This window comes from Martinezella calliandrae (assembly GCF_030272695.1).
In the GTDB taxonomy this organism is placed as follows: Bacteria; Pseudomonadota; Alphaproteobacteria; order Rhizobiales; family Rhizobiaceae; genus Rhizobium; species Rhizobium calliandrae.
Genome location: NZ_JARFYN010000015.1, coordinates 67,896 through 92,460, shown reverse-complemented (window position 1 = coordinate 92,460; position 24,565 = coordinate 67,896). Strand labels below are relative to the sequence as shown.

Sequence of the window (24,565 nt, the reverse complement as noted above, 5' to 3'; positions counted from 1 at the left end):
GGCTTTACCTGTATTTCGCGAGCGATGCCGCGGCTGCGACTGGCAGGTCGAAGGCAAGCTGGCTGCCCATGGCGTGCACTGCCACAGCCGCGTCCACTTCGGCCTTGATTGGCCCAAGCGGCGTGTCCAGCAGGTATTCGCGGCTGTTGCCCGCAAAAGACGTGCCGCGCACGGTGCCCTGGAAAGGACCAGAACCCAGGGTCACTGTGTGTGGCCGCCAGGCCAGGCCCGCCGCAGACGATGGCGCCGGAGCGGAAGGGGTGACGGCGCCGCTCGCCGTCTTCAGCTTGCCGTTCTCCAGAGCGAAGACATTTTCGAAGCCGACGAAATCGGCAACGAAGGCCGAAATTGGTCGGTTGTAGATATCCTCCGGCGTGCCGATCTGTTCGATGCCGCCGTTGAGCATGACGATGATACGGTCGGCGAGGGCCAGAGCTTCAACCTGGTCATGGGTGACGAAGATCATCGTCACGCCGGTTTCCTTCTGGACTCGCTGCAATTCGGTGCGCATTTCCAGGCGCAGACGGGCGTCCAGATTGGATAGCGGCTCATCGAGCAACAATACCTTCGGCTCCATTACCATGGATCGCGCCAGCGCCACGCGCTGCTGCTGGCCACCGGACAATTCGGCGGGTTTGCGGCCGGAGAAGCTGGCGAGCCCCACCGATTTCAAGCCGGCACCGACGCGGGCGTCCAGCTCATTGCCGCGTATGCCCTTGAGGCGCAGGCCGAAGGCGACGTTTTCATAGACGGTCAGATGTGGAAACAGCGCGTAGGATTGGAAGACGAGGCCGACCGCGCGCCTGTTGGCCGAGACGCGGGTGATGTCGGCGCCGTCGAGGTTGATATTGCCGGAGGCTGGCGTGAGCAGCCCAGCAATCGCCCGCATCGTCGTCGTCTTGCCGCAGCCGGAGGGGCCGAGCAGGGCCACAAGTTCGCCTTTGCCGATCGACAGGTTGAGGTCCTTGACCGCGACCGTGTCGCCATAGGCGAGCGTCAGCCTGTCCAGCTTGAGGTAGGAGGGGTCAGACATAGCGGGAAAATCCTAGGAAGCGCTCGGCAAGAAAGACGATGCCGATAGAGAGGAAGGCGAGCAGCGCCGAAAGAGCGGCGACGGAAGGATCGTAAGTTGTTTCCATATAGCCGAGCATGTCGATCGGCAGCGTCTGCACGCCGGGCTTGGCCAGAAAAAGCGACACCGGCACCTGATTGAAACTGGTGACGAAGCCGAGGATGAAGGCGGCGAGCACGCCGCTGCGAATATTCGGCAGCACCACGCAGAAAAAGGCGCCGGGCCGCGACGAACCGAGGAGCACTGCCGCCTCTTCCATATCGGAGCGCAGGTTGTTGAGGCTGGCCGAGACAACACGCACGGCATAGGGCAGCACCAGCGCCGTATGCGCAAAGAACAGCGCCAGCGTTATGTCGAAGGAGAAGGGCACGACGAGGTAGCGCAGGATCGCCAAGCCGACGATGATGCCTGGCACGATGATCGGTATGGAGACCATCGTGCGGATCGTTTCGCCGCCCGGCAGCTTGTAGCGCGACAGCGCGTAGGCCGCCGGAACGCCGAGGATCAGCGCAAGCAATGTGCCGCCGATCGCCAGAAACATCGACATGGCGAAGCTGGCGCGAAAGCTGTCGACGGTGAAGACTTTCACCACCCAGCGCAGCGAAAGGCCCTCCGGCGGAAAGGCCAGCGTCTCTCCGCCGGACAAGGAGGCTGCGACGATGATGATAAACGGGCCGATCAGGAAGACCAGCAGCAGGAAAAGGACGAGCGGAGAAAATAGGCGGCGCATCATGTCCGGTTCCTCGCCGTGGCAAGACGTTTCAGCAGCAGATTGGCGCCGAAACTCATGACGATGAGGATGAAGGCGATGACACTTGCAGAAACATAGTCGTTGGAGACCGAGATTCGCTGATAGAGCAGCGTTTCAAGCATCAGCACCTTTGAGCCGCCGAGAATGGCCGGCGTGATATAGGCCGTCAGCGAGCCGGTGAAGACCAGCGTCCCACCGATCACCAAGCCTTCCCGTGTCAGCGGCAGCACCACTTTCCAGAATACCTGGAACCAGTTGGCGCCGAGGACTCGTGCCGCAGGAATGGCGTCCCTCGGCATGTTCTCGAGCGCGCTGATTAGCGACAGGATCATCAACGGCAGGAAGAGCTGAAGGAGCCCGATGAAGACGGCAGTTTCACTGAACAGCATGCGCAGCGGCTCGCTGCTCAAACCAAGGCCGTGAACCACCTTATTGACGATGCCGGTGCGGCCGAGGATGACGATCCAGGCATAGGTGCGCGCCACCGGCGAAATCATGAGCGGCAATATCACCAGGCCGACCATGCGGCCCTTTCCCTTCGGCGGCAGGTTGACGATGCTGAAAGCGGCCGCGTAGCCGATGACTGCCGAAACGGCGGTGACTTCGACGCCGAGTCTCAGCGTACGCAGGAAAACCGTCTGGTTCAGCGCCTCCGAGAAGAAGGCGGTATAGGCCGAAAGCGTCCAACCGCCGGGGGCGATATGAAAGCCCTCCGACAGCAGGAACAGCACCGGCGCAAGAAAGACCACCGCGACGAACACCGCTGCGGGCAGGGCAAGCGCTAGAGCTTCGGCCCTATTCTGGAACATCGAGGCTAACCTTCACGAAAAGGAAGTGGATAAAAGCGGCGGGGGCGATATCCCGACGCCTTACTGGCCGACCTTGTCATTCCATTCCTTGACCCAGCCATCTCGCTGGTCGAGGGCGATGGCGGATGGAATGAGCTTCAGGCTTTTTGCTATGTCTTCGCCGTAAGTCAGGTTGTTGGCGACATTCTCGGGCAGCTTCACTTCCTTGTTCGCGGGGCTGTCGACAAGCTTCATGGCGAGCGACGTCTGGACCTCGGTCGAGAGCCAGAAGTCCATGAACTGCATGGCGAGATCCTGGTTCTTCGAGCCCTTGGTGACGACCATGACGTTCATGCCGCCCGTCTGGCCTTCCTTCGGTGTCGCCCAGGCGACGGGCACATCGAGCTTGGTGAAGCCGGCCCAGGAGAAGCGGCCGATCGGGGCGGCCCAAATTTCTTCCTGCTGCATCAGTTGCACGAGCTGCGAGGATTTCTCATAGAAGGTAACGATATCGCCCTTGTGTTCGCCGATAGCACCGATTGGGGCGGCGAGGTCGGGTGTATTCTTTCCGAGAGCGAGGCCCAGCATGTAGAGCGCTGGCGGGCCTTGATTGGTGGTGACATTCGGCCAAGCGATGTGGCCGACGTATTCCGGCTTCAGGAGATCGGTCCAGGAATCGATCTTCATCTTGTCCGGACGATAGGCGATCGAAGTGGCATAGAAGGTGTAGCCGACACTCGTGCCGTCGCCATTCGGGTCCTTGGCGACGTTGTAGAGCTTGTTGAAGTTGCTGAGCTTCGAGGTGTCGATCTTGTCGATCAGGCCGGCGCGAGAGGCCTGCAGGGCGTCCGCCATGGAAATGACGGCCATATCGATGACCGGATTGGCCTTGTTTTCCTGCATCTTCGCCAAACGCTCGACACTATTGCCGGTTTCGACCACCAGCTTGCAGCCGCACTTGGCTTCGAAGGGATCGTAGACGAGCTTTTTGTAATCGTCTTGGGCGAAGGCATAGACGGAGATAGTGAGAGTCCGTTCCTCTGCTTGCGCGCCAAGCGACGAGAGAGCAAGCAAGGTGGCCGAAGCCAGAAGCAGTCGTTTCATGTCAGGAGTTCTCCGCTAAGAGGTTCGTTCTTGCCGGCCCGGGTGGGCCGGAGGATTGACGGATGACAAGCCGCATCGGTACCCGCGATTTCTCTGCGCTGACGAGCCGGCCGCCGGGCAGCGGCTCGTCCGCAGCCGCTTCATCCAGCTCCCCTTTTTCGGTCGGCCCGCCATTCTCGATGGCATTGACCAGCGCCGTGACGGCGATCTCGGCGATCGTCTCCATGTCCATGCGCATTGTGGTGAGCGCGGGAGTGACGACCGCCGACCAGATGAGATCGTCGAAACCGGTGACTGTGGCAATGTCCGGCACGGCAATGCCGGCCCGCTGCAATTCGGTGAGTGCGCGCAATGCATGCAGGTCGGAGAGCGCGGCAAAGGCGGTAAATCCTCGCTGCGCCTTATCCGCCAGTCCCAACAGGCAGCCCGGGCCGTTCTGCTCTTCCAGTTTTTCTATCCAGAGAACTTCGGTTTTTATGGTCGCGTCGAGGGCGGATTTGAACCCACCAATGCGATCGTTCTGCACATTCGAGGTGCTGCTTGCGCCGATCAGCAGGATCTTGCGATGTCCGAGATCGCGGAGATGTCTGCCGATCTCGCGGCCACCCTGCCAGTGGTCGGCGGAGACTGTATTGCCCGGCGTTGAGGGCGTATCGATGACAGCCACCGGGCAGCCGGCGTCGGCGATGCGCGTGCCGCGTCGCGGCACGATCACGATGCCGTCGACACCACGCTCCACCAGCCGGTTTATCGCTTCGGTCTGCATGCCGACATCACCGCGGGAATCGGCGATCAGTATGCCGTAGCCGGCGACGGAGGCGGAATATTCGACCGCTTGAGCGATCTGCGGAAAGAGCGGATTGGAAATATCGGGCAGAACCAGGCCGAGTACGCCGCTCCGCCCGGTCCTTAACGCGCGGCCCGCCTGGCTCGGCACATAGCCGAGCGCGGCAGCTGTGGCGCGGATTCGTTCCACCAGCTCTGCCGAAACACGTCCCTTGCCGGAAAGGGCATTGGACACCGTGGCGACGGAGACGCCGAGCGAGGCTGCAATCCTGCTGAGATTGGGTCCGGTGCGCGTGGATGCCATCTGGTCGTTGCACCAATTGATAAAAAACTGATTAATCGTTTAATCAAGGCCTACAAGAATTGTCGGTGTTTGTCGAATCGAAATTGATATAGGTGCAATCATTGCTGGCCACAGCGAATGGTAGCAAACTGCAGCGAAGAGGAAAACAAGGGGAGGACCCGCAATCTCAGTCACGCGTCCCCGTTCGACAGCTTAAGCAACGAGCGCGTCGAGGATGCGGATCCAGGAGCGGATGCCCTTGTGATAGGATCTCAGCTCGTATTTCTCGTTCGGCGAATGGATACGGTCATCAGCGAGGCCAAAGCCGACGAGCAGGGATTCCATGCCGAGCATCTTTTGGAAGTCGCCGACGATCGGGATCGATCCGCCCATGCCGATAACGATAGCCGGCTTCTGCCACTCGTTGGAAAGGGCATTCTTCGCCTTGGTCAGCACCGGCGAGTCGTAGGACAACTGGATCGCGGGCGAGGCGCCATGCGCATGGAATTCTACTGAGCAGTCGGCGGGAACCTTCGAGCGGACATAAGCGCGGAAGCTCTCGCGGATTGCAGTCGGGTTCTGCTGCCCGACGAGGCGGAACGATACCTTCGCCGACGCCTTGGCAGCGATCACGGTCTTGAAGCCGGCGCCCGTATAGCCGCCAGTGATGCCGTTGACCTCGGCCGTCGGCCGCGCCCAGATGAGCTCCATGACCGAACGGCCCTTTTCGCCCGACGGAATGGAGAGGCCCACTTCGCCGAGGAATTTCTCCGTCGTCATGCCGAGCGATTCCCATGAGGCCTTGATGTTGCTTGGCGTTTCCTCGACGCCATCATAGAAGCCGTCGAGCGTAATGCGGCCGGTCTCGTCATGCAGGCCGGCGAGAATGTCGGTGAGGATATGGATCGGGTTGGCGGCGGCGCCGCCGAACATGCCGGAATGCAGGTCGCGGTCGGCGGCATCGATCGTGACTTCTTCACCAACGAGGCCGCGCAAGCCGGCCGAAATCGCCGGCGTATCGCCGTCCCACATGCCGGTGTCGCAGACCAATGCAAAGTCCGCCTTTAGCTCGGCGGCATTGGCTTCGAGGAAAGGCTTCAGCGACGGTGAGCCGGATTCCTCTTCGCCTTCGAACAGGATGGTGATGCGGACCGGAAGCGCACCCTTGATTTCCTTATAGGCGCGAACGGCTTCGACGAAGGTCATCAACTGGCCTTTGTCGTCGGAGGTACCGCGGCCGGTCAGGATCTTGCGGCCGTTGCCCATGTCCTTGATGGCAGGCGCGAAAGGATCGCTCTCCCAAAGCTCGAGCGGATCGACCGGCTGCACGTCGTAGTGGCCATAGAAAAGAACATGCGGCGCATCGGCGCTTGCCGCGTCGTGATGGGCTACGACCATCGGATGGCCGGGCGTGTCGCGCACCGAGGCCTTGAAGTCGAGCGAGCTCAGATAGGCGACCAGCCATTCCGCCGCCCTACGGCACTCCGCCTTGAAGGCTGGATCGGTCGATATGGATTTGATGCGCAGCAGTTCGAAAAGGTTATCGAGGCTGGATGGAAGGTTCTGATCGGCGCGGTCGAGAACGGGCGATACATCGGTCATATCCGACTCCTTACATAGAAATTGGCCGGACGATAGACCAAAGCAGATCCGGTTTCGAGGCAGGAAAATTGAAAATTTCCGGATGCGGACCAATCAGACAAGACACGGTACGCTAGAGATGCTTGGCATTTTCCAGGATGCGCCGGACATATTCAAGCAGCAACTCGCGCTCGAAGGTGCGGAAGCCTCTGAACAGCTCCCGGTCTGCCGCCATCGCCGCTTCGACGGCTTCAGTCTGCATGGCGGAGGCCCTGCCGGTCAGGAAGATCAGTTGCGCGCGTTTGTCGGATGGATGCGGACGGCGTTCCACCAGCCCATCGCGCTCCATGCGCGACAAGGTATTGGCCATCGTCGCCTGTTCGATGTCAACGCGCTCCAGCAATTGCTTCTGCGTCAGCCCATCTTCGGACCACAATTCGAGCAATATCGGGAACTGGCCGGGCGAAAAACCAAGCCCCGCCGCCCGTTGTTGCAACGAGCGGGCAAACCCCTTCGCCATTTGATTGGCAAGGTAAGCCGCAGAGTCCATCCGGTTAAATCCCATGATTGTAAGTATGCCCGTATTTTGGAGTAAGACAATCAGCAAATCTTGGGTGGACCCGTCCGAGGACGGCTAAATTCTGGTGGTATTCGGTGCGTTGTTTTGCTAGCTATGTGAATGAATTCTAATAGAAAAGCCGCCATGGCCTGGAGGGGGGACCATGACGGCTTTGAAGGGGGGACAAAGGCCCGGAGAGGGGGATAGGCCTTTGTCCAAGTCTGACATGGCGGGGGACAGGCCGGTTGCCAGACCCTCGGCGTAATCAATCGCCGGTGACTAAAACATGATACTCCGAATATGGTTTTTCAAGGGAATCGGCAGATTAGATTGATTAAAAAATAGTAACGTTTCGGTGAGAGATTTTGGCCGTTTTCGCACATCGCCTAGTGGAACTTTATATGGACGTTGGAGATGCACCACGCTATCCATGTTGCCATGAAAAATGGTGATCATCTCTTCCTCGTCGACGGCTCCGGTTTCATTTTCCGGGCCTTCCATGCCCTGCCGCCGCTGACGCGCAAATCCGATGGATTGCCCGTCGGCGCCGTCTCCGGTTTCTGCAACATGCTGTGGAAGTTGCTGACTTCGGCGCGCGATACTTCGGTCGGCGACACGCCGACGCATTTCGCCGTCATCTTTGACTATTCCTCGAAGACTTTCCGCAAGGACATCTACAACGCCTACAAGGCCAACCGGAGCGCACCGCCGGAAGAGCTGATCCCGCAATTCGGGCTCATCCGCGAGGCGACGCGCGCCTTCAACCTGCCTTGCATCGAGACGGACGGCTTTGAGGCAGACGACATCATCGCCACCTATGCTCGTCAGGCGGAGGCAAACGGCGCCGATGTCACCATCATCTCCTCCGACAAGGATCTGATGCAGCTCGTCACCCCCATGGTCCACATGTATGACAGCATGAAGGACAAGCAGATCGGTATACCCGATGTCATCGAGAAATGGGGCGTGCCACCGGAAAAGATGATCGATCTGCAGGCCATGACCGGCGATTCGATTGACAACGTGCCCGGCATTCCCGGCATCGGCCCGAAGACGGCGGCGCAGTTGTTGGAAGAGTTTGGCGATCTTGACACGCTGCTTGCCCGTGCCGGCGAAATCAAGCAGCAGAAGCGCCGCGAAAATATCGTCGCCAATGCCGAGCTGGCCCGAATTTCCAGGCAGTTGGTGACGCTGAGGACCGATGTGCCGTTGGAGCTGTCGCTCGACGCCCTAGTGCTCGAACCGCAGAATGGCCCGAAACTGATCGGCTTCCTGAAGGCGATGGAATTCACCTCGCTGACGCGCCGTGTCGCCGATGCCTGCAATTGTGACGCGGCGGCGATCGAAGCATCCGAGGTCAAGGTCGAGTGGGGCGATACCGCCCATGGTCCCGATCTCGATGTCGCTGAAAATGTCGATCTCGTTGCAGGCGGCCGGGTCGTGGCCGAGGGCGCCTCCGTGCCCGCACCCGTGGTCAAGTCGCGCATGGCGTCTGAAAGTGCCGCGGAGCCGGCCGAACTTGCCAAGGAACGGGCGGCAAGCTTCGCCACCGCACCCATCGATCACTCGACCTATGTAACTATTCGTGATCTGGCCGTCCTTGACCAGTGGATTGCTGACGCGCGCGAGACCGGCATCGTCGCCTTCGATACGGAGACGACGTCGCTCGACGCGATGCAGGCAGAAATCGTCGGCTTTTCGTTCGCCATCGCCGATAATCGAAAAGATCCTTCGGGTGCGGTCATTCGAGCCGCCTATGTGCCACTCGGTCACAAAAACGGCGTCGGCGATCTGCTCGGCGGCGGGCTGGCGGATAATCAGATACCGCTGCGCGATGCCTTGCCGCGGCTGAAGGATCTGCTGGAAGACATTTCCATCCTCAAGATCGCGCAGAACCTGAAATACGACTATCTGCTGATGAAGCGCTATGGCATCGAGCTAAAAGCCTTCGACGATACCATGCTGCTTTCCTACGTGCTGGATGGCGGCGCCAACGGCACGCACGGCATGGACAGCCTGTCGGAGCGCTGGCTCGGCCATAAGCCCATCGCTTACAAGGATGTCGCCGGCAGCGGCAAATCGAACGTCACTTTCGATCTCGTCGATATCGACCGGGCCACGGCCTATGCCGCTGAAGATGCGGATGTGACGCTGCGGCTCTGGCTGGTGCTGAAGCCGCGGCTGGCAGCGGAAAAGCTCACCAGCGTTTATGAGCGCCTGGAACGGCCGCTGGTGCCGGTTCTCGCTCACATGGAAGAACGCGGCATCACGATCGACCGGCAGATCCTGTCGCGCCTCTCCGGCGAGCTGGCGCAGGGTGCCGCTGCCCTGGAGGACGAGATTTACAGGCTGGCCGGCGAACGCTTCAACATCGGCTCGCCGAAACAACTCGGCGATATTCTCTTCGGAAAGATGGGCCTTGCCGGCGGCAATAAAACCAAGACTGGGCAATGGTCGACTTCCGCGCAAGTGCTGGAAGATCTGGCCGCCGCCGGCCTCGAGCTGCCGCGCAAGATCGTCGATTGGCGCCAGCTAACCAAGCTGAAATCCACTTATACCGACGCCTTGCCGGGCTACGTCCACCCCGAAACCAAGCGCGTCCACACCTCCTATTCGCTGGCTTCGACCACGACCGGACGCCTATCCTCCTCCGAGCCGAACCTGCAAAACATTCCGGTTCGCACGGCCGAAGGCCGCAAGATCCGCACGGCTTTCATCTCGACGCCGGGCCACAAGCTGATCTCGGCCGACTATAGCCAGATCGAACTACGCGTGCTGGCGCATGTCGCCAACATTCCGCAGCTTGAGCAGGCCTTCGCCGACGGCGTCGACATTCACGCCATGACGGCCTCGGAAATGTTCAGCGTGCCGATCGAAGGCATGCCGAGTGAAGTTCGCCGTCGCGCCAAGGCGATCAATTTCGGCATTATCTACGGCATTTCGGCCTTTGGTCTTGCCAACCAGCTTTCGATTGAGCGCTCGGAGGCGGGTGACTATATCAAGCGGTATTTCGAGCGCTTCCCCGGCATTCGCGACTATATGGAAAGCACCAAGGCGGCAGCGCGCGATAAGGGTTATGTCGAGACCATCTTCGGCCGCCGCGTCCATTTTCCGGAAATCCGCTCCTCCAATCCGTCCGTGCGCGCCTTTAATGAACGCGCCTCGATCAATGCTCCGATCCAGGGTTCGGCGGCCGACGTCATCCGCCGCGCCATGATCAAGATGGAGCCGGCGCTTGTAGCGGCTGGCCTCGCCGATCGCGTGCGCATGCTCTTGCAGGTGCACGACGAATTGATCTTCGAAGTCGAAGACGCCGATGTTGAGCGCTCTACGCCGATCATCGTCTCGGTAATGGAAAATGCCGCCATGCCGGCGGTCAATATGTCCGTGCCGCTGAAGGTGGACGCTCGCGCCGCCAACAATTGGGACGAGGCGCACTGAAACAGTATAGGGCGCCGCAGAGAGACCAGTCCTATGGTGAGGTGCGGAGGCCTGAAAGGCCGGAGCCTCGAACCTCGGGTGGCGGTAACCGACCACCTCGTGCATCGAGGCATTGACGTTTGTCCGCCAAGGCACCTGGGCATGAGGCGGCGACAGAGCGGATTGCCATGCATAGTTAGGTGCGGTCAGGATGTTCCGGGTGGAACACCGGACGCTTACCTCCGGATCAGCGCTTCCAGCACGGAAATAATCGCCCGCTCGGCGTCTTCAAGTGTGCCGCTATTGTCGATATTGGCGACGTCGTAACTGCCGTTGACGGAAAGTGAGCTGCGTTCCAGCCGCTTCAGCACATCTTCGCGGCTTTCGCGACCGCGGGCCATCAGCCGTTCTGCCAATACCTCGCGCCGCGCCGTGATGTTGATGACCTTCAGCCGCGGAAATGCGGTCTGGAAGTGATGCAACGCCGAGCGGGAGCCATTGGCAATGACCAGAGTGCCACGCTTAAGCTCACCGGCGACGTCAGCCGGAATGCCGTATTTCAGCCCATGTGCCTCCCAGGAGACCGCAAAGGCATCGGCGTGCTGCATGGCGTCGAAATCGGCGTCCGAAACGCTCATGTGATCTTCGTTGCCGGCATCGCCCTCACGGGTGATGATGCGGCGGACGAAATGAACATCGGCCCGGCCTGCGAAATGCCGGGCTGCGAGATTCATCAGCGTATCCTTGCCGGCACCGCTGGGGCCTACCACGACGGCCAGGGTGCCGGCCGTGTCGGCTGCCAGATTCTTAGCCGGCTCGATTTTGGTGTCGAGTGTCATGCCACTCGCCGCCCTTCCCGCCAGACTGAGCGCGTCACCGGCACGCCCTGATCGCGACGGACGCGCACGAGATCCGCGCGCAGACCTTCGGCAATGCGGCCGCGGTCGTTCAGGCTGACGGTCCTCGCAGGCGTGGCCGTCACCATGGCGATGGCCCGCGGCAGCGAAATGCCCTCGACCTCGTCGGCAAGGATGAAGGGGGCATGCAGCAGGCTGAGCGGTACATAGTCCGAAGACAGCACGTCGAGCACGCCGAGGTCGGCGAGATCGCGGGCAGCGATATTGCCGGAATGTGACTTGCCGCGTACGATGTTCGGCGCGCCCATCAGCACGCTCATGCCGGCGCCATGCGAAGCTTTAGCGGCGTCGATGCTAGTCGGGAATTCCGCCAGCCGGACGCCGTAGGCAACAGCCTCGTCGACATGGGCGAGCGTGGCGTCGTCATGGCTGGCGATGGTGATGCCACGTTCAGTGCAGACCTTCGAAATCGCGTCGCGGTGCGGCGTCGCGTATTTGGCCGATTCTTCCTGGCGCTTAGCTACGAAACGGGCGAAGGCCTCGTCGCTCAGGCCGCGCTTCTTCTGATAGTAGAAGATGTACTGATCCATGGTCTGGAACTGGCGCTGGCCCGGCGCATGGTCCATCAGCGAAACCAGGCGGACGTAAGGATCTTTCTCGAAGTCCTGGAAATGATCGAGCACGTTGTCGGAGGACACTTCGCAGCGCAGGTGGATCAGGTGATCGGCGCGCAGACGGTCCTCGCGTTGTGCTGCCTGGATGGCGTCGGCCATGTCGCGCATTTCGCCTTTTTCGAAGCCGCCGTCTTCATCCGAACCCATGCGCAGGCAGTCGAACACGGTGGTGATACCCGAAGTGACGATCTGGGCGTCATGCGCTTGGATAGCCGCCGTCTTGTTCCAGCGTACGCCAGGACGTGGCGAATAGTGCGCCTCCAGATGGTCCGTATGCAGCTCGACAAGGCCGGGAATCAGATAGTCGCCTTCGAAATCCTCGCCGATATCGGATTTGCCCTCGGAAAATTCGGCAATCCGCCCGTCGCGGATCAGTACCGACCCCTGAAGAACCTTGTCTTCGAGGACGATGCGGGCGTTGGAGAGGACGGTTTCTTTGGTCATGTCATGTCTTTCAGCTTTGGGCGCCGGCAAGCGGCAGCCAGGAACGGACGGTAAAGGGCGCACCACGCTCTTCTTCGACGAAAACGGCAAGGCCCGAAATGGTGAGCGGTTTGCCGATATGGTCGGAGAAGCGGTCGCGCAGCAGGTCATGGATGCCGGCTTGTCGCTCTGACGTGACCCTGCCTGTCAATGTCATATGGAAGCGGAATTCGTCCAGCACATAAGGATAGCCCCAGCGCAACAGATTGGCACGTTGCGGTTCGGTCAACCCTTCCGGCTTGCGCCGTGCAATATCATGATCGGAAAGGGCGGCGCGAAATGGCTCGAAGGTCTTGACCACCTGCGCGGCGAAGTCCTGCAGCGGCTGATAGACCATCGCCGGAACGAGCGCGAAAAAGTGACCGAGCTGGCCGAGCACGAGCTCAGGAATGGCAAAGGCCGGCGTGCGCACGGCAAAATCGGTGGCCACGTCCACAAGATCGCGCTCGGTGACCGACGTTGCTAGCTCGAAGGGCGCCTTCAGCGTGGCGTGAAATCCGTAGCGGCTCGGCTCGGCAATGATCTCGGCGTGGTCCTCCGGCACGAAGCCGATGGCCTTATCGGAAAAAATCTCGCCTGAAAAAGCGTCACGGCCAAGCCAGCGGGCGGCAAGCGCCGTCAAAGGATCGGCTTTCGGCGGAGTAAAATAGAGAGCGTAGCGCAAGGCTATATTCCTTGGAAAAATCGGCTGCGCGAAACATTGTTCGGTGATTTGGCGGCAAACCGCAAGTGAAGCCAGACGGGGGCGAATCGAATCCGGCTAAGGCCGGCGCGACCGATCCTGTCGTGCCCGCGCCTGCGCTAACGGATTCCCGTGACAAAATGATGATAGAACGCGGCTTTCAGTAGCCTTTTTTCACCCGGTGTGCGTCCCCATCAAGCGCCTGCGCAGTGCATTGGACGCCATGTCGAACAGGAAGACGACGATCAAGATCAGCAGCACCATATAGGCGACGTTTTCCCAATTGGCGTTGGTACGCATGGCTTCCCAGAGCTTCAGGCCGATGCCGCCGGCACCGACCGCGCCGATAATTGTGGCGCCGCGTACATTCGATTCCCATTGGTAGAGCGTCTGGCTGACGATGACGGGAACGATCTGCGGCATGATGCCATAGCGATGAACGAGGACCGTCGAGGAGCCGGTGGACTTGACGCCTTCGCGCGGCTTGTTGTCGATATTCTCCAGCCCTTCGGAGTAGAGTTTGCCGAGCGTGCCGGTCTCCGTCAGGAAGATCGCGCCGCTGCCGGCGAGCGGGCCGGGGCCGAAGGCGCGGGTCAGGAACAGCGCCCAGATCAGCATGTCGACCGAACGCAGGAAGTCGAAGAAGCGCTTCAATATCTGGTTGAGCACCCGGTTCGGCGTAATGTTGCGCGCCGCCATGAAGGCCAACGGAAAGGCTGCAAGCGAACCTAGCAGCGTACCGAGGAAGGCCATGACGATGGTCTGGAACAGCTTCGTGATGACATCGCCGTGCTGCCAGGCGGTGTTGTTCCAGAAATTGTCGAAAGCGAGCGACAGGTTGGATTCATTCGCCTTCAGCCGCGGGCCTGCAACGATCAGGCCGATGACTTCGCTCGCCGGTTTGTCGAAGAAGGGCGATTGCGTATCGAAGATGAAGTTGGCCCAGCCGAGGAAGCGCTTGCGGATCTTCACGCGGTCCGTGGAAATGCTGACGTCGCCGGCAAAGCCCATATTGGCGAGGATGTTGTCGTCATAGACGGTAACCCAGGACGGTACCGGCTCTGAGCCGAGAACCTTCGGCGAATCGCCCGTGATATCGATCGGAACGGTGACGCCATGTGCCGTCAGGATCGCCTGCGTCTTCGTAATCGTCACCGTGCGGCTGGTGCTGCTGACGGAGACCGTCAGGCTGCCGTCAGGATTGTTGGTGACCCAATCCGGATGCGGATCGTCGCCAAGCGGCGAATAACGGGGATATTTGACGCTGATCTTGTCAGCGGAAATGCGGAATTCCGGCTGCACGTCGTAGCTGATCCATTCGCTCAAATAGATGCCCACGCGCTCCCAATGGGCTTCCGCGATGACCCTCGGCAGGTCGAAGAACCAGACGGCGTAGATACCGTAGAGGATCACGCCGATGAAGATCAGCAACGCGCCGAAACGCTGGTGGAACGATCGGTGCAAGATTTCCGGGTAGCGTGCTTCGATTTCTTGCATGCGGCTTGCGTCGATGACGGACATGGCCCACCTCAATGTTGCAGAAGGAAGGCATGTTCGCCGACGAGGCGGCGACGGAGCCATGCGGAAAATTGGTCGACGGCGATGACCGTCACGAAGAGCAGCAGCACGAGGGCTACTGTCTTGGCGCCAAAGCCGCGCGAGATCGAGAGCTTCAGTTCTTCGCCGATACCGCCGCCGCCGACGGCGCCGATTATGGTCGAGGCGCGGACATTGATTTCCAAGCGCAGCAGCGTATAGGACATGAAGTTCGGCAGCACTTGCGGCAGGGCAGCGAAGCGAACGCGCTCTGTCCAGCTTGCGCCGACTGCCTTCATGCCTTCGTCGGGCTTCATGTCGATATTCTCGACCACCTCATAGAAGAGCTTGCCGAGCGCGCCGATCGTGTGCAGGCCGACGGCGATGATGGCAGCGATCGGGCCGATCGACAGGATCGCCGAAAACAGGCCGGCGATGACGATCTCGGGGAAGGCGCGCAGCAGTTCCATGAAGCGTTTCGTCACAAGGCGCAGCGGGTGCGACGGCGACATGTTCCGTGCGGCAAAGAAGCTGAGGGGCAGTGCGAAGACGAAACCGATGAAGGTGGAGACCAGCGCCACATTGATCGTTATGAGCATCAGCTCGAAATATTCGGGGATGTAGAAATCGCCCCAGACATAGACGCGGCCGTTCGGAAAGTTGAATTCCTCACCACCGACGCCGCCTGCGCCGTTGGGGCTCGGCAGGTCGAATAGCGCGCGATAGACGTCGGCCCAATCCTTGGGTATGAGCCAGCTCAGGAAATCGAAAAGATGCGGCAGACGGTCGAAGAAATGACCGGCATTACTTTGGTCGGCAAAACGTACGGAGCTCACGAAGGCGAAGATCAGTATCGCTAGGCCGATGACGGTGTAGAGACGGCGGCGGGCCACCATCCTGCTCCATGCGTCGCCGATATCCTTGGCGCTCTGGGGCGCGCTTTGCATCTGTGGCTGAGTATCGGCAATCGTCATGAAAGTCCTGTCCTTGTGATAGGAAAAGGGGCGGCCGGCGCCGGCCGCCCCTTCTGTCTGGATAGGCATCAGCCGCCGATGGCAGCCCTACGAACGTCGATAATGGCGTTGTAGAAATCCGGGGAAACCTTGACGTAGCCCTTGAAGTCGCCGCCTTCGATTGCCGAGAAGCACTTGGCGTCGGTGGTCGGGAGCTTCAGGAAGAAGTCGGTCAGCTTGGCCTGCCATTCGGTGCCGAGCGCGTTGCGAACGACGAGCGGGCCGTTCGGGATCAGCGGCGAGCGCCAGACTTCGACGAGCTTGTTCGGGTCAACGGCGCCCTTGTCGACTTCCTTGCGGAAGGTACCGGAGGTGAAGCCGTCCTTGAAATCGCCGAGGCCCGAAGAGTCGTCAACAGCAACGTCGACCTTGCCGTCATAGGCGGCGAGCAGGTTGTTCTCGTGACCGCCGTTGAACTGGGTCGAAGCGAAGAACTTGTCGTTCGGCATGCCGGTGGTCTTCGGGATCTGCGTCAGCGGAACGAGGTAGCCAGACGTGGAGTCCGGATCGGCGTAGCCGAGCTTCTTGCCCTTGGCGTCGTTGATCGTCTTGATGCCGGAGGACTTCAGAGCAAGACCGATCGAGTAGTAGCCGGTTGAGCCATCCGTCTGCTGTGTGGTCAGGATCGGGGTAACGGCCTTCGGGTCCTTGATGACGGTGCCGGCGTAACCGGAAGCGCCGAGTTCGGCGAAGTCGAGCGTGCCGCCGAGCAGGCCCTGGATAACGCCGTCATAGTCGGCAGCCGGGAAAAGCGAAACCTTTTCGAAACCGAAGGCTTCCTTCAGGTGGTCGGCGAGGCAAGCATAGTTGCGCAGGCGGTCAGCTTCGTTTTCGCCACCGAGAATACCAACGCGGAATTCTTTGATGTCCTGAGCGGCAGCGCCACCAGCGAGCGCGAGAAGCGCTGCGGCTGCGAGAAGGGTCTTCTTCAACATGGGTTCGTCTCCTGATTAGCCGGTGTCCCCGGATGTCTTCGGTCTAAAAGAAATACGCCCTTAACGCGGGCCTTCGATCGCGGCCGGCTCCCTCAGAGACCGGCCAGTGCCAGCGGTTGCGGGCCGGCAGATGGGCTTGCCGCGCCTTGCGCGGACGGATCGGAAAGATTGATAGCGGTCGACGTCATCGTCTCGTCGATGCCGGCACCGTCCTTGTCGGTGCCGTAGATTTCCTTGACGGCCTCGGCCGTCAGCTCCGCGGGCTTGCCGTCGAAGACAACGCGGCCGGCCGCCATACCGACGATGCGTTCGCAATAGTTGCGCGCCGTATCGAGTGTGTGCAGGTTGGTGATGACGGTGATGCCCTCGCGCTCGTTGATGTCGCGAAGCGCATCCATGACGATCTTCGCGTTCAACGGATCGAGCGAGGCGATCGGCTCATCGGCGAGCATCATTTTCGGCTGCTGCATAAGGGCGCGGGCGATGGCAACGCGCTGCTGCTGGCCCCCCGATAGCGTGCCGGCCATCTGCAAGGCGGTCTGCTCGATGCCGAGGCGTTCAAGCGCTGCGATGGCTTCGATGCGCTCTTCGCGGCTGAAAATGGCAAGCAGGCTCAGCATGGTGGAGCGCTGATTCAAGCGGCCGAGCATGACGTTGGTGAGCACGTCGAGGCGAGGAACCAGGTTGAACTGCTGAAAGATCATGGCGCAATCGCGCTGCCAGCTACGCAATGCCCGGCCGCGCAATTTGGAAACTTCGGTGCCGGCAAAGTGGATCGAGCCGGAGCTCGGATCAGCGAGCCGGTTGATCATTCGCAGTAGCGTGGATTTGCCGGCGCCCGAACGGCCGATGACGCCGACCATCTGTCCTTGTGGAATGTCCAGCGTCACGGAATCGACGGCGAGCTTGTTTCCGAATCGGCGCGAGACATTCTTCAGCTCGAACATGAGGTCTTCCCTTTCACGGCTGGCTGGTTCCACTGCAAACATTGAGATCGGCGCCGCGGGACCATCTGGACAGGCGCATGATCCTTCGCTTCGAAGAGGCCTTCGAGGCGGTCATGCGCTGAGCATAGGCAACGCATTAGCCCCGGTTCATGAAGCTCCGATGTCAGATTTATGTAACTGCTGTTACAATCCACCGTCATTTGGGCCTTTCGCAACGGCAACGAAGAAGCCCGAAAATCGCGAAGGATTTTCGGGCTTCGAGGCAGATTTGAGCGATGATTGCGCCTGTTGCGCGGAGGCGTCACGCGCCGTAGCGGACCAAGAAATCCTCCGCGGAAAGGGCGCGGAAGTCGTCAAGTGCAGTACGCAGCGTGGCATGATCCCAATTCCACCAGGCAAGCTTGTCCATGCGCGCGCCGACTGATTCGGTGAAGCGCTGGCGGATGAGCTTGGCCGGCACGCCGCCGACGATCGTATAGGGGGCGACGTCCTTGGAGACGACCGCGCCGGCTCCGATGACTGCGCCGTTGCCAACGATGACGCCTGGAAGGATGGTGGCGCCGTGGCCGATCCAGACATCGTTGCCGATGGTCACGCGGTGGTCGCGCCGCCAGGTGAAGAAATCCTTCTCCATATCGGCATCCGGCCAATAGTCCGCTGCGCGATAGGTGAAGTGATGCAGCGTCGCCCGCCAGGTCGGATGATTTGTGGCGTTAATCCGCACCGCCGCGGCAATGTTGACGAACTTGCCGATCGTCGTGCACCAGGCGGCGCCGTCCTGCATGATATAGGAATAGTCGCCGATCTCGGTTTCATCGATGCGGCAGCGGTCAGCGACTTCGGTATAGCGGCCGAGCGTCGAGTTCTTGACGGTGGCGGTCGGGCTGATGAAGGGCGTTTCGCCCAATTGGCGGTTCATGCGGCTGACTTTCTGGGTGAGAATTGCGAGACATCGAGAATGCGGCTGCCGACAGCCTCGCGTACTTCCTCGTCATGGAAGATGCCGAGCAGCGCGACGCCCGCCTTTTTCTTGCGTTCGATCATGTCGACCACGACGGCGCGGTTCTTGGCGTCGAGAGAGGCGGTCGGCTCGTCGAGCAGCAGAATGGCGTGATCGGTTATGAAGCCGCGGGCGATGTTGACGCGCTGCTGCTCACCGCCGGAGAAAGTGGCGGGCGGCAATTGCCAGAGCTCTTCCGGCAGGTTGAGTTGCGTCAGCAAGCTGGCCGCCTTTTCTCGGGCGCTATCGGCACTTTCGCCGCGCGCCAACAGCGGTTCGGCAACGACATCGATGGCCGCAACGCGCGGCACGGTTCGCAGGAACTGGCTGACATAACCCATTGTATAGCGGCGAACTTCCAGCACGGTGCGCGGATCGGCGGCGGCGAGATCGACGATCCTGTCCTTGTGCACCACGAGGATCTGGCCGCTGTCTACGGCATAATTGCCGTAGATCATCTTCAGGAGCGAGCTCTTGCCGATGCCCGAAGGGCCGCCGAGTACGACGCATTCGCCCGAGGCAACGGAGAAGGAGACATCGGCGACGACCGGCAGGCGGATGCCGTCGCGCAGGTGCATGGTGAAGCTTTTGAAGACTTCGGAAACGACGAGGGGAGTTGCCATGGCCTTAAACCTGCAGGATCGAGGAGACGAGCAGTTGCGTATAGGGCTCGCGTGGATCGTCGAGCACGCGGTCCGTGAGACCGTGTTCGATCACCACGCCGTCCTTCATCACCATCATGCGGTGTGACAGCAGGCGGGCGACGGCGAGGTCGTGCGTGACGATGATCGCCGACAGGCCGAGATCGTTGACGAGGCCGCGCACGAGATCGAGCAGGCGGGCCTGAACGGAAACGTCGAGGCCGCCGGTTGGCTCATCCATGAATACTAGGCGCGGGCCGGTCACCAGATTGCGGGCGATCTGCAGGCGCTGGCGCATGCCGCCGGAGAAGGCGCGCGGCTGATCGTCGATGCGGTCGGCGTCGATTTCGACGCGTTCCAGCCAGTCTACCGCCGTGGCGCGGATATTGCCGTAGTGCCGGTTGCCGATCGCCATCAGCCGCTCGCCGACATTGGCGCCGGCCGAGACCGTCATGCGCAGGCCGTCGGCCGGGTTCTGATGGACGAAGCCCCAGTCGGTGCGCATCAGGAAGCGGCGCTCGGCCTCGTTCATGCGGAAGAGCTCGCGATAGGTCTCGTCGCGCATATGATATTCGACGCTGCCGGTGGTCGGCAGCAGCCGGGTCGAGATGCAGTTGAGCAGCGTCGTCTTGCCTGAACCGGATTCGCCGACGATCGCCAGCACTTCACCGGGCCAAAGGTCGAAGGACACGTTTCGGCATCCGATGCGGCTGCCGTAGAATTTCGAGATATCCTTGACCTTGAGGAGTGGCGTGGCACTCATTCGGCGGCCTCCTTGTTGGGTGCCAACATTGTACCCATATGGCCATGGGCGCGACGGTCCTCGCAGAAATCGGTGTCGGAGCAGACAAACATCCGGCCACCCTTATCATCGAGGATCACTTCGTCCAGATAGACCTGCTCGGCACCGCAAAGCGCGCAGGGCTTGTCGAAGCGCTGCACTTCGAAGGGATGATCCTCGAAATCGAGGCTGACGACCTCGGTGTAAGGCGGCACGGCATAAATACGCTTCTCGCGGCCGGCGCCGAAAAGCTGCAGCGCATCCGACATGTGCATTTTCGGATTGTCGAATTTCGGCGTCGGCGACGGGTCCATCACGTAGCGGCCGGAGACCTTGACCGGATACGCGTAGGTGGTGGCGATGCGGCCGTTGCGGGCGATATCCTCGTAAAGCTTCACATGCATGAGACCGTATTCCTCGAGCGCATGCATCTTCCGGGTCTCGGTCTCGCGCGGCTCCAGGAAGCGCAGGGGTTCCGGGATCGGCACCTGGTAGACCAGTACCTGGTTGGGGCCGAGCTTGGCTTCCGGGATGCGGTGGCGCGTCTGGATGATGGTGGCTTCGTCAGTTCGGGTGGTGACTGCGACGTTAGCCACTTTCTGGAAGAACGCGCGTATAGACACGGCGTTGGTCGTGTCGTCGGCCCCCTGATCGATAACCTTCAGGACATCGTAGGGTCCGATGATCGCTGCCGTCAGCTGCACGCCGCCGGTGCCCCAGCCGTAGGGCATCGGCATTTCGCGCGAGGCGAAGGGTACCTGATAGCCGGGAATGGCGATCGCCTTCAGGATGGCGCGGCGGATCATGCGCTTGGTCTGTTCGTCGAGATAGGCGAAATTGTAGGTGGCGAGTTCGGTCATTCGGCTGCCTCCGTCATGGGATCCTTGCCGCCATCGCGGGCGGCCTCGAAGTCGCGCCGCATGCGGCGCACCAGGTCGAGTTCGGCCTGGAAGTCGACATAGTGCGGCAGCTTCAGATGTTCGACGAAGCCGGTCGCTTGGACATTGTCGGAGTGGGAGATGACGAATTCCTCGTCTTGGGCGGGCGCGACGATATCCTCGCCGAGTTCGTCGGCGCGGAGCGCCCGATCGACCAGCGACATCGCCATAGCCTTGCGTTCGCTCTGGCCGAACACGAGGCCGTAACCGCGGGTAAACTGCGGCGGCGCCTTGGCCGAGCCTTTGAATTGGTTTACCATCTGACATTCGGTGACCTGGATCGAGCCGAGCGAGACGGCAAAGCCGAGTTCGGGCACGTCGAGTTCGACCTCCACTTCACCAATGCGGATCTCGCCGGTGAAGGGGTGGGTGCGACCATAGCCACGCTGGGTCGAATAGCCGAGCGCCAACAGGAAGCCTTCGTCGCCGCGAGCCAGCGCCTGCAGGCGCAGATCGCGGGTCATCGGGAATTCCATCGGCTCGCGCGTCAGGTCGCCGGTCTCGTGGTCGATCGGCATCTCGCCGTCGCCTTCGATTAGCCCTTCCTGGCCCAAAATTTCGGAGACCCGCATCACGCGGCCTTCTTCCGCCGGCCGCTGCATCGGCTCGTCCACCGGCGTATCGGTGAGCAGGTCCGGATCGAGCAGACGGTGGGTATAGTCGAACGTGGGGCCGAGAAGCTGGCCGCCCGGGAGGTCCTTGTAGGTAGCGGAGATGCGGCGTTCGATTTTCATCGCCGACGTGTCCAGCGGCCGGGAATAGCCGAAGCGCGGCAGCGTCGTGCGATAGGCGCGCAGCAGGAAAATCGCTTCGATCATGTCGCCGCGCGCCTGGCGAACGGCAAGCGCGGCCAGCGTACGGTCATAAAGTGAGGCCTCGGCCATCACGCGGTCGACGGCGAGCGCCAGCTGCGCGACGATCTGGTCGATGCCGAGTGCCGGCAGCGAACGATCGCCGCGGCGACGATCGGCGAGCAGCCGGTGGGCATTGGCGATGGCGGCTTCGCCGCCTTTAACGGCAACATACATGCGTTACATCTCCGTCGCGATGATCTTGGTGGTACGCGGCAGGCAAAGGAATTGCCGTCCCGCCGTCAGAACGAGATCGACACCGCGCGGGAAAAGCGCACGGTTGTCGTTCCAGATGCGCAAGAATGTATCCGGCAGGCCGATCGGAGCGATCATGCGGATATCGGCAATGCCGGGGCCGGAGAGCGCCAATTCCTTGCCGCCCTCGAGGGCCGCGATTTCCAATACCAATGTCGTCGAGCGATCGGGATATTCCTGCGTGCCGACGGCGAACTGGTTGAGCGAAGAGAGCGCCACGCCGGCTTCGATGAAGGCGAAGCGCGCTTCGATCCTTTCCGAGGTCACCGCTGCACCGGTCTGAAAGCTCAGCCATTCCGGCATGGGCGACTTGGCGAGACCGGCCGACAGCCAGACTGGCGTATCATGATCGCAAAGAGTGAGGCCGATCGCGCCCGCGGCGATGTCGAGCGGGCCGGGCGGGGCGATGTCCAAAATGACCGTCTGGATGATTCCGGGCCGCGCCATCGCGTCCATCATCATCTTGAAGACGCTTTGCGCGCCGAATACCGGATCGGCAAAACCGCCGGTCAGCGTATCATCGCCGGGTATCGTGGGGGTGTTGGAAAGGCTCATTAATCTTCTCCGCGGACCATGGTGAAGAAATCGACGCGGGTGGCGGCCGTTTCCTCAGCTCGTTTGCGGTCGTATTCGGCAATTCGATCGGTGACCGGCAGCAGGATCGTCTTCTCGACGTATTCCTTGGTGGCAGGCTGATGCCAAAGTGCATCGAAGATCGCCGCAAGCCGCACCTTTTCGCGGTCAGTGCCGAGTGCATGCGCATGGCCGACCGCGCCTGAGGCAAGCTTGACGGTGGCACGCGTCACCGTAACCTCCCCGAGGTTGAAGGGCGAACCGCCGCCGCCGATGCGCCCGCGCACCATGACGAGCCCGGTTTCCGGCCCGCGTACTGGCTGAACCGTCGGCTTGTTGAGCAGTGCTTCCCAGGCCGCATCGAGCTCGTCGCGTTCGGCCCGGGCCAAAAGATCGGTGGCGCGCTTGCGTTCGCGGCGCTCCTGCGCCTCCGCCTCTTGCCTCTGTGCTGAATTCATCGCGTTATCCTCAAAATGTCTATTGATATAGACAACCATACAAGGTAGTTTTATCTTTATTGGTAGGACATGACAAGCGTGTGACACAGCAAGCGGATAATATGGCGGGACAGAAGGTACAAAGACAGACGGGCGTGGCGCTCTGGCGGCAGATCGCCGACCGGATTCGCACGTCGATCAATCATGGCGATTTCGACGACACGGGCATGGTGCCGCCGGAAACGGTGCTGGCACTACAGTTTGGGGTCAACAGGCACACGATCCGAAGCGCGCTTGCGGCACTGGCGCAGGAAGGGATCGTCAGGGCCGTGCAGGGGCGTGGAACGTTGATCGAGCGCAAGGAGCGCCTGAGTTTCCCGATTTCGAAGCGGACGCGATTTTCGCAGGGCATTGGCGATCAGGTGCGCGAGACACGCAGTGTCCTACTTGCCGCTACAGAGGAGGCAGCGAGCACGGAATTGGCTCGACAGCTCAATATCAAGAACGGCACGCGGCTTGTGCGTCTGGAAACGATCGGTCAGGCGGATCATCGTCCGGTGTCGCGTGCGACAAGCTGGTTCCCGGCGGATCGCTTCGGCGCTATTGCCGAGGTTTATAGGACGACCGGATCGATCACCAAGGCATTTCGAGAGCTTGGCGTGCCGGATTATGTGCGCGTCACCACAGAGATCACCGCGACGCATGCCGACGAAGGCGATCTGGCTGACCTGCAACTATCCCCGGGCGCCATCGTGCTCGTCACACGGGCGCTCAATTCGGATCTCGACAATGTTCCGGTGCAATATTCAATTTCACGCTTCGCTGCCGACAGGGTGCGCTTTACCATCGAGAATTGAGGTTTCGAAGGAGCGAGAGCTCGCCGCAGAAGAAATCGTCCCCTCGCCCCGTTTACGGGGAGAGGGCTAGGGTGAGGGGCATTTCGCAAATTATCGGCGCTCAGTGCGCGTTCGACATGTCGCCGAGCACTTCCTTGGAGGCGACGGTGGAGTCGGCGTTGAGCTTGTAGACCATCGGCACGCCGGTTGCGAGGTTGAGCGCGAGGATCTGTTCCTTGCTGAGGCGGTCGAGGACCATGACCAGCGAGCGTAGCGAGTTGCCGTGGGCGGCGACCAGCACTTTCTGACCAGCAAGAACGCGGGGCAGGATTTCTGTCAGGTAATAAGGCCATACGCGGGCGCCGGTGTCGCGCAGGCTTTCGCCGCCGGGCGGCGGAACGTCGTAGGAGCGGCGCCATATATGCACCTGTTCCTCACCCCATTTGGCGCGGGCGTCATCCTTGTTCAGGCCCGAAAGATCGCCGTAGTCGCGCTCATTCAGCGCCTGATCCTTGATGGTCTTCAGGCCGGTCTGGCCGACGCTGTCGAGGATGATGTCAAGCGTATGCTGGGCCCGGACCAGTACGGAGGTAAAGGCGATGTCGAACTTGATGCCGTACTCGGCAAGTGCCTTGCCGCCGGTCTTGGCTTCTTCGATGCCGAGCTCGGTCAGGTCGGGGTCCTTCCAGCCGGTAAAGAGATTCTTCAAATTCCAGTCGCTCTGCCCATGGCGAACGAGGACGAGAGTACCGCTCATAAAATATTCCTCCTTGATAGGATGG

At 61.0% G+C, this 24,565-nt stretch carries 24 protein-coding genes; 2 read left to right on the top strand and 22 right to left on the bottom strand.

Features of this window, described 5'->3' with window-relative positions; genetic code table 11:
- Nucleotides 1-4: 4 nt before the first annotated feature.
- The 7 genes from PY650_RS13940 to PY650_RS13910 form a co-directional block, all read right to left on the bottom strand.
- Complete coding sequence (locus PY650_RS13940) at nucleotides 5-1,033, bottom strand: ABC transporter ATP-binding protein (RefSeq protein WP_285879890.1); 1,029 nt, start codon at nucleotides 1,031-1,033, stop codon at nucleotides 5-7.
- Nucleotides 1,026-1,805 carry an ABC transporter permease gene (locus PY650_RS13935; RefSeq protein ID WP_285879889.1) on the bottom strand — a complete coding sequence of 260 codons (780 nt, stop codon included), beginning with the start codon at nucleotides 1,803-1,805 and terminating at the stop codon, nucleotides 1,026-1,028. The genes PY650_RS13940 and PY650_RS13935 overlap by 8 nt, the downstream gene beginning before the upstream one ends.
- A complete protein-coding gene (locus tag PY650_RS13930) occupies nucleotides 1,802-2,632 on the bottom strand; it encodes an ABC transporter permease (RefSeq protein ID WP_285879887.1) in 831 nt (276 codons plus the stop codon). Before PY650_RS13930 ends, PY650_RS13935 begins: the two co-directional genes overlap by 4 nt.
- Nucleotides 2,633-2,692: 60 nt before the next feature.
- Nucleotides 2,693-3,715, bottom strand: a complete 1,023-nt coding sequence (locus PY650_RS13925) for a polyamine ABC transporter substrate-binding protein (RefSeq protein ID WP_285879885.1) — start codon at nucleotides 3,713-3,715, stop codon at nucleotides 2,693-2,695.
- Between the two features lies 1 nt (nucleotide 3,716).
- A complete protein-coding gene (locus tag PY650_RS13920) occupies nucleotides 3,717-4,805 on the bottom strand; it encodes a LacI family DNA-binding transcriptional regulator (RefSeq protein WP_285879884.1) in 1,089 nt (362 codons plus the stop codon).
- 192 nt (nucleotides 4,806-4,997) lie between these two features.
- A complete protein-coding gene (locus PY650_RS13915; RefSeq protein ID WP_285879883.1) occupies nucleotides 4,998-6,386 on the bottom strand; it encodes a M20/M25/M40 family metallo-hydrolase in 1,389 nt (462 codons plus the stop codon).
- A gap of 112 nt (nucleotides 6,387-6,498) precedes the next feature.
- Nucleotides 6,499-6,915, bottom strand: a complete 417-nt coding sequence (locus tag PY650_RS13910; RefSeq protein ID WP_285879882.1) for a MarR family winged helix-turn-helix transcriptional regulator — start codon at nucleotides 6,913-6,915, stop codon at nucleotides 6,499-6,501.
- 447 nt (nucleotides 6,916-7,362) lie between these two features.
- Between PY650_RS13910 and polA the strand changes: the two genes are divergently transcribed.
- On the top strand, nucleotides 7,363-10,365 hold the full coding sequence (polA, locus tag PY650_RS13905; RefSeq protein WP_285879923.1) for a DNA polymerase I: 3,003 nt from the start codon (nucleotides 7,363-7,365) through the stop codon (nucleotides 10,363-10,365).
- Between the two features lie 215 nt (nucleotides 10,366-10,580).
- On the opposite strand, the gene phnN is transcribed toward polA, so the two are convergent.
- The 14 genes from phnN to phnG form a co-directional block, all read right to left on the bottom strand.
- Nucleotides 10,581-11,183, bottom strand: a complete 603-nt coding sequence (gene phnN, locus PY650_RS13900) for a phosphonate metabolism protein/1,5-bisphosphokinase (PRPP-forming) PhnN (RefSeq protein WP_285879881.1) — start codon at nucleotides 11,181-11,183, stop codon at nucleotides 10,581-10,583.
- The gene (locus PY650_RS13895) at nucleotides 11,180-12,319 is read right to left on the bottom strand and encodes an alpha-D-ribose 1-methylphosphonate 5-triphosphate diphosphatase (protein WP_285879880.1); all 1,140 of its coding nucleotides are present in this window, start codon (nucleotides 12,317-12,319) and stop codon (nucleotides 11,180-11,182) included. Before PY650_RS13895 ends, phnN begins: the two co-directional genes overlap by 4 nt.
- A gap of 10 nt (nucleotides 12,320-12,329) precedes the next feature.
- A complete protein-coding gene (locus PY650_RS13890) occupies nucleotides 12,330-13,022 on the bottom strand; it encodes a DUF1045 domain-containing protein (protein WP_285879879.1) in 693 nt (230 codons plus the stop codon).
- Between the two features lie 192 nt (nucleotides 13,023-13,214).
- Entirely contained in the window at nucleotides 13,215-14,561 is a 1,347-nt protein-coding gene (phnE, locus tag PY650_RS13885) for a phosphonate ABC transporter, permease protein PhnE (protein ID WP_285879878.1), read from the bottom strand.
- Nucleotides 14,562-14,569: 8 nt separating this feature from the next.
- On the bottom strand, nucleotides 14,570-15,550 hold the full coding sequence (gene phnE, locus PY650_RS13880) for a phosphonate ABC transporter, permease protein PhnE (RefSeq protein WP_285879921.1): 981 nt from the start codon (nucleotides 15,548-15,550) through the stop codon (nucleotides 14,570-14,572).
- A 68-nt stretch (nucleotides 15,551-15,618) separates the two neighbouring features.
- Nucleotides 15,619-16,524 carry a phosphonate ABC transporter substrate-binding protein gene (gene phnD, locus PY650_RS13875; RefSeq protein WP_285879877.1) on the bottom strand — a complete coding sequence of 302 codons (906 nt, stop codon included), beginning with the start codon at nucleotides 16,522-16,524 and terminating at the stop codon, nucleotides 15,619-15,621.
- 92 nt (nucleotides 16,525-16,616) lie between these two features.
- The gene (gene phnC, locus PY650_RS13870; protein WP_285879876.1) at nucleotides 16,617-17,471 is read right to left on the bottom strand and encodes a phosphonate ABC transporter ATP-binding protein; all 855 of its coding nucleotides are present in this window, start codon (nucleotides 17,469-17,471) and stop codon (nucleotides 16,617-16,619) included.
- A 301-nt stretch (nucleotides 17,472-17,772) separates the two neighbouring features.
- Nucleotides 17,773-18,390 (bottom strand): DapH/DapD/GlmU-related protein, encoded by a 618-nt coding sequence (locus PY650_RS13865; RefSeq protein WP_285879875.1) that lies wholly within the window; start codon nucleotides 18,388-18,390, stop codon nucleotides 17,773-17,775.
- Complete coding sequence (gene phnL / locus PY650_RS13860) at nucleotides 18,387-19,094, bottom strand: phosphonate C-P lyase system protein PhnL (protein WP_285879874.1); 708 nt, start codon at nucleotides 19,092-19,094, stop codon at nucleotides 18,387-18,389. Before phnL ends, PY650_RS13865 begins: the two co-directional genes overlap by 4 nt.
- Before the next feature lie 4 nt (nucleotides 19,095-19,098).
- Nucleotides 19,099-19,875: a phosphonate C-P lyase system protein PhnK gene (phnK, locus tag PY650_RS13855; RefSeq protein ID WP_285879872.1), complete on the bottom strand. Its 777-nt coding sequence runs from the start codon at nucleotides 19,873-19,875 to the stop codon at nucleotides 19,099-19,101.
- Nucleotides 19,872-20,753 (bottom strand): alpha-D-ribose 1-methylphosphonate 5-phosphate C-P-lyase PhnJ, encoded by an 882-nt coding sequence (locus PY650_RS13850; RefSeq protein WP_285879870.1) that lies wholly within the window; start codon nucleotides 20,751-20,753, stop codon nucleotides 19,872-19,874. The genes phnK and PY650_RS13850 overlap by 4 nt, the downstream gene beginning before the upstream one ends.
- Nucleotides 20,750-21,859, bottom strand: a complete 1,110-nt coding sequence (locus PY650_RS13845; RefSeq protein ID WP_285879869.1) for a carbon-phosphorus lyase complex subunit — start codon at nucleotides 21,857-21,859, stop codon at nucleotides 20,750-20,752. The genes PY650_RS13850 and PY650_RS13845 overlap by 4 nt, the downstream gene beginning before the upstream one ends.
- Nucleotides 21,860-21,862: 3 nt before the next feature.
- On the bottom strand, nucleotides 21,863-22,492 hold the full coding sequence (phnH, locus tag PY650_RS13840; RefSeq protein ID WP_285879867.1) for a phosphonate C-P lyase system protein PhnH: 630 nt from the start codon (nucleotides 22,490-22,492) through the stop codon (nucleotides 21,863-21,865).
- Nucleotides 22,492-22,968, bottom strand: coding sequence for a phosphonate C-P lyase system protein PhnG (gene phnG, locus PY650_RS13835; RefSeq protein ID WP_285879865.1), 477 nt, complete (start codon nucleotides 22,966-22,968; stop codon nucleotides 22,492-22,494). The genes phnH and phnG overlap by 1 nt, the downstream gene beginning before the upstream one ends.
- 101 nt (nucleotides 22,969-23,069) lie before the next feature.
- Between phnG and phnF the strand changes: the two genes are divergently transcribed.
- Nucleotides 23,070-23,804 (top strand): phosphonate metabolism transcriptional regulator PhnF, encoded by a 735-nt coding sequence (phnF, locus tag PY650_RS13830; RefSeq protein WP_285879864.1) that lies wholly within the window; start codon nucleotides 23,070-23,072, stop codon nucleotides 23,802-23,804.
- A gap of 100 nt (nucleotides 23,805-23,904) precedes the next feature.
- Here phnF and PY650_RS13825 read toward each other — a convergent pair whose 3' ends face one another.
- Nucleotides 23,905-24,540 carry a 2,3-bisphosphoglycerate-dependent phosphoglycerate mutase gene (locus PY650_RS13825; RefSeq protein WP_285879863.1) on the bottom strand — a complete coding sequence of 212 codons (636 nt, stop codon included), beginning with the start codon at nucleotides 24,538-24,540 and terminating at the stop codon, nucleotides 23,905-23,907.
- Between the last annotated feature and the right edge of the window lie 25 nt (nucleotides 24,541-24,565).

Excerpts from the sequence above, each read along its gene's own strand:
- PY650_RS13940 (WP_285879890.1), bottom strand. The coding sequence starts at position 1,033 with ATGTCTGACCCCTCCTACCTCAAGCTGGACAGGCTGACGCTCGCCTAT.
- PY650_RS13935 (WP_285879889.1), bottom strand. The coding sequence starts at position 1,805 with ATGATGCGCCGCCTATTTTCTCCGCTCGTCCTTTTCCTGCTGCTGGTC.
- PY650_RS13930 (WP_285879887.1), bottom strand. The coding sequence starts at position 2,632 with ATGTTCCAGAATAGGGCCGAAGCTCTAGCGCTTGCCCTGCCCGCAGCG.
- PY650_RS13925 (WP_285879885.1), bottom strand. The coding sequence starts at position 3,715 with ATGAAACGACTGCTTCTGGCTTCGGCCACCTTGCTTGCTCTCTCGTCG.
- PY650_RS13920 (WP_285879884.1), bottom strand. The coding sequence starts at position 4,805 with ATGGCATCCACGCGCACCGGACCCAATCTCAGCAGGATTGCAGCCTCG.
- PY650_RS13915 (WP_285879883.1), bottom strand. The coding sequence starts at position 6,386 with ATGACCGATGTATCGCCCGTTCTCGACCGCGCCGATCAGAACCTTCCA.
- PY650_RS13910 (WP_285879882.1), bottom strand. The coding sequence starts at position 6,915 with ATGGACTCTGCGGCTTACCTTGCCAATCAAATGGCGAAGGGGTTTGCC.
- polA (WP_285879923.1), top strand. The coding sequence starts at position 7,363 with ATGAAAAATGGTGATCATCTCTTCCTCGTCGACGGCTCCGGTTTCATT.
- phnN (WP_285879881.1), bottom strand. The coding sequence starts at position 11,183 with ATGACACTCGACACCAAAATCGAGCCGGCTAAGAATCTGGCAGCCGAC.
- PY650_RS13895 (WP_285879880.1), bottom strand. The coding sequence starts at position 12,319 with ATGACCAAAGAAACCGTCCTCTCCAACGCCCGCATCGTCCTCGAAGAC.
- phnE (WP_285879878.1), bottom strand. The coding sequence starts at position 14,561 with ATGTCCGTCATCGACGCAAGCCGCATGCAAGAAATCGAAGCACGCTAC.
- phnE (WP_285879921.1), bottom strand. The coding sequence starts at position 15,550 with ATGACGATTGCCGATACTCAGCCACAGATGCAAAGCGCGCCCCAGAGC.
- phnD (WP_285879877.1), bottom strand. The coding sequence starts at position 16,524 with ATGTTGAAGAAGACCCTTCTCGCAGCCGCAGCGCTTCTCGCGCTCGCT.
- phnC (WP_285879876.1), bottom strand. The coding sequence starts at position 17,471 with ATGTTCGAGCTGAAGAATGTCTCGCGCCGATTCGGAAACAAGCTCGCC.
- PY650_RS13865 (WP_285879875.1), bottom strand. The coding sequence starts at position 18,390 with ATGAACCGCCAATTGGGCGAAACGCCCTTCATCAGCCCGACCGCCACC.
- phnL (WP_285879874.1), bottom strand. The coding sequence starts at position 19,094 with ATGGCAACTCCCCTCGTCGTTTCCGAAGTCTTCAAAAGCTTCACCATG.
- phnK (WP_285879872.1), bottom strand. The coding sequence starts at position 19,875 with ATGAGTGCCACGCCACTCCTCAAGGTCAAGGATATCTCGAAATTCTAC.
- PY650_RS13850 (WP_285879870.1), bottom strand. The coding sequence starts at position 20,753 with ATGACCGAACTCGCCACCTACAATTTCGCCTATCTCGACGAACAGACC.
- PY650_RS13845 (WP_285879869.1), bottom strand. The coding sequence starts at position 21,859 with ATGTATGTTGCCGTTAAAGGCGGCGAAGCCGCCATCGCCAATGCCCAC.
- phnH (WP_285879867.1), bottom strand. The coding sequence starts at position 22,492 with ATGAGCCTTTCCAACACCCCCACGATACCCGGCGATGATACGCTGACC.
- phnG (WP_285879865.1), bottom strand. The coding sequence starts at position 22,968 with ATGAATTCAGCACAGAGGCAAGAGGCGGAGGCGCAGGAGCGCCGCGAA.
- phnF (WP_285879864.1), top strand. The coding sequence starts at position 23,070 with ATGGCGGGACAGAAGGTACAAAGACAGACGGGCGTGGCGCTCTGGCGG.
- PY650_RS13825 (WP_285879863.1), bottom strand. The coding sequence starts at position 24,540 with ATGAGCGGTACTCTCGTCCTCGTTCGCCATGGGCAGAGCGACTGGAAT.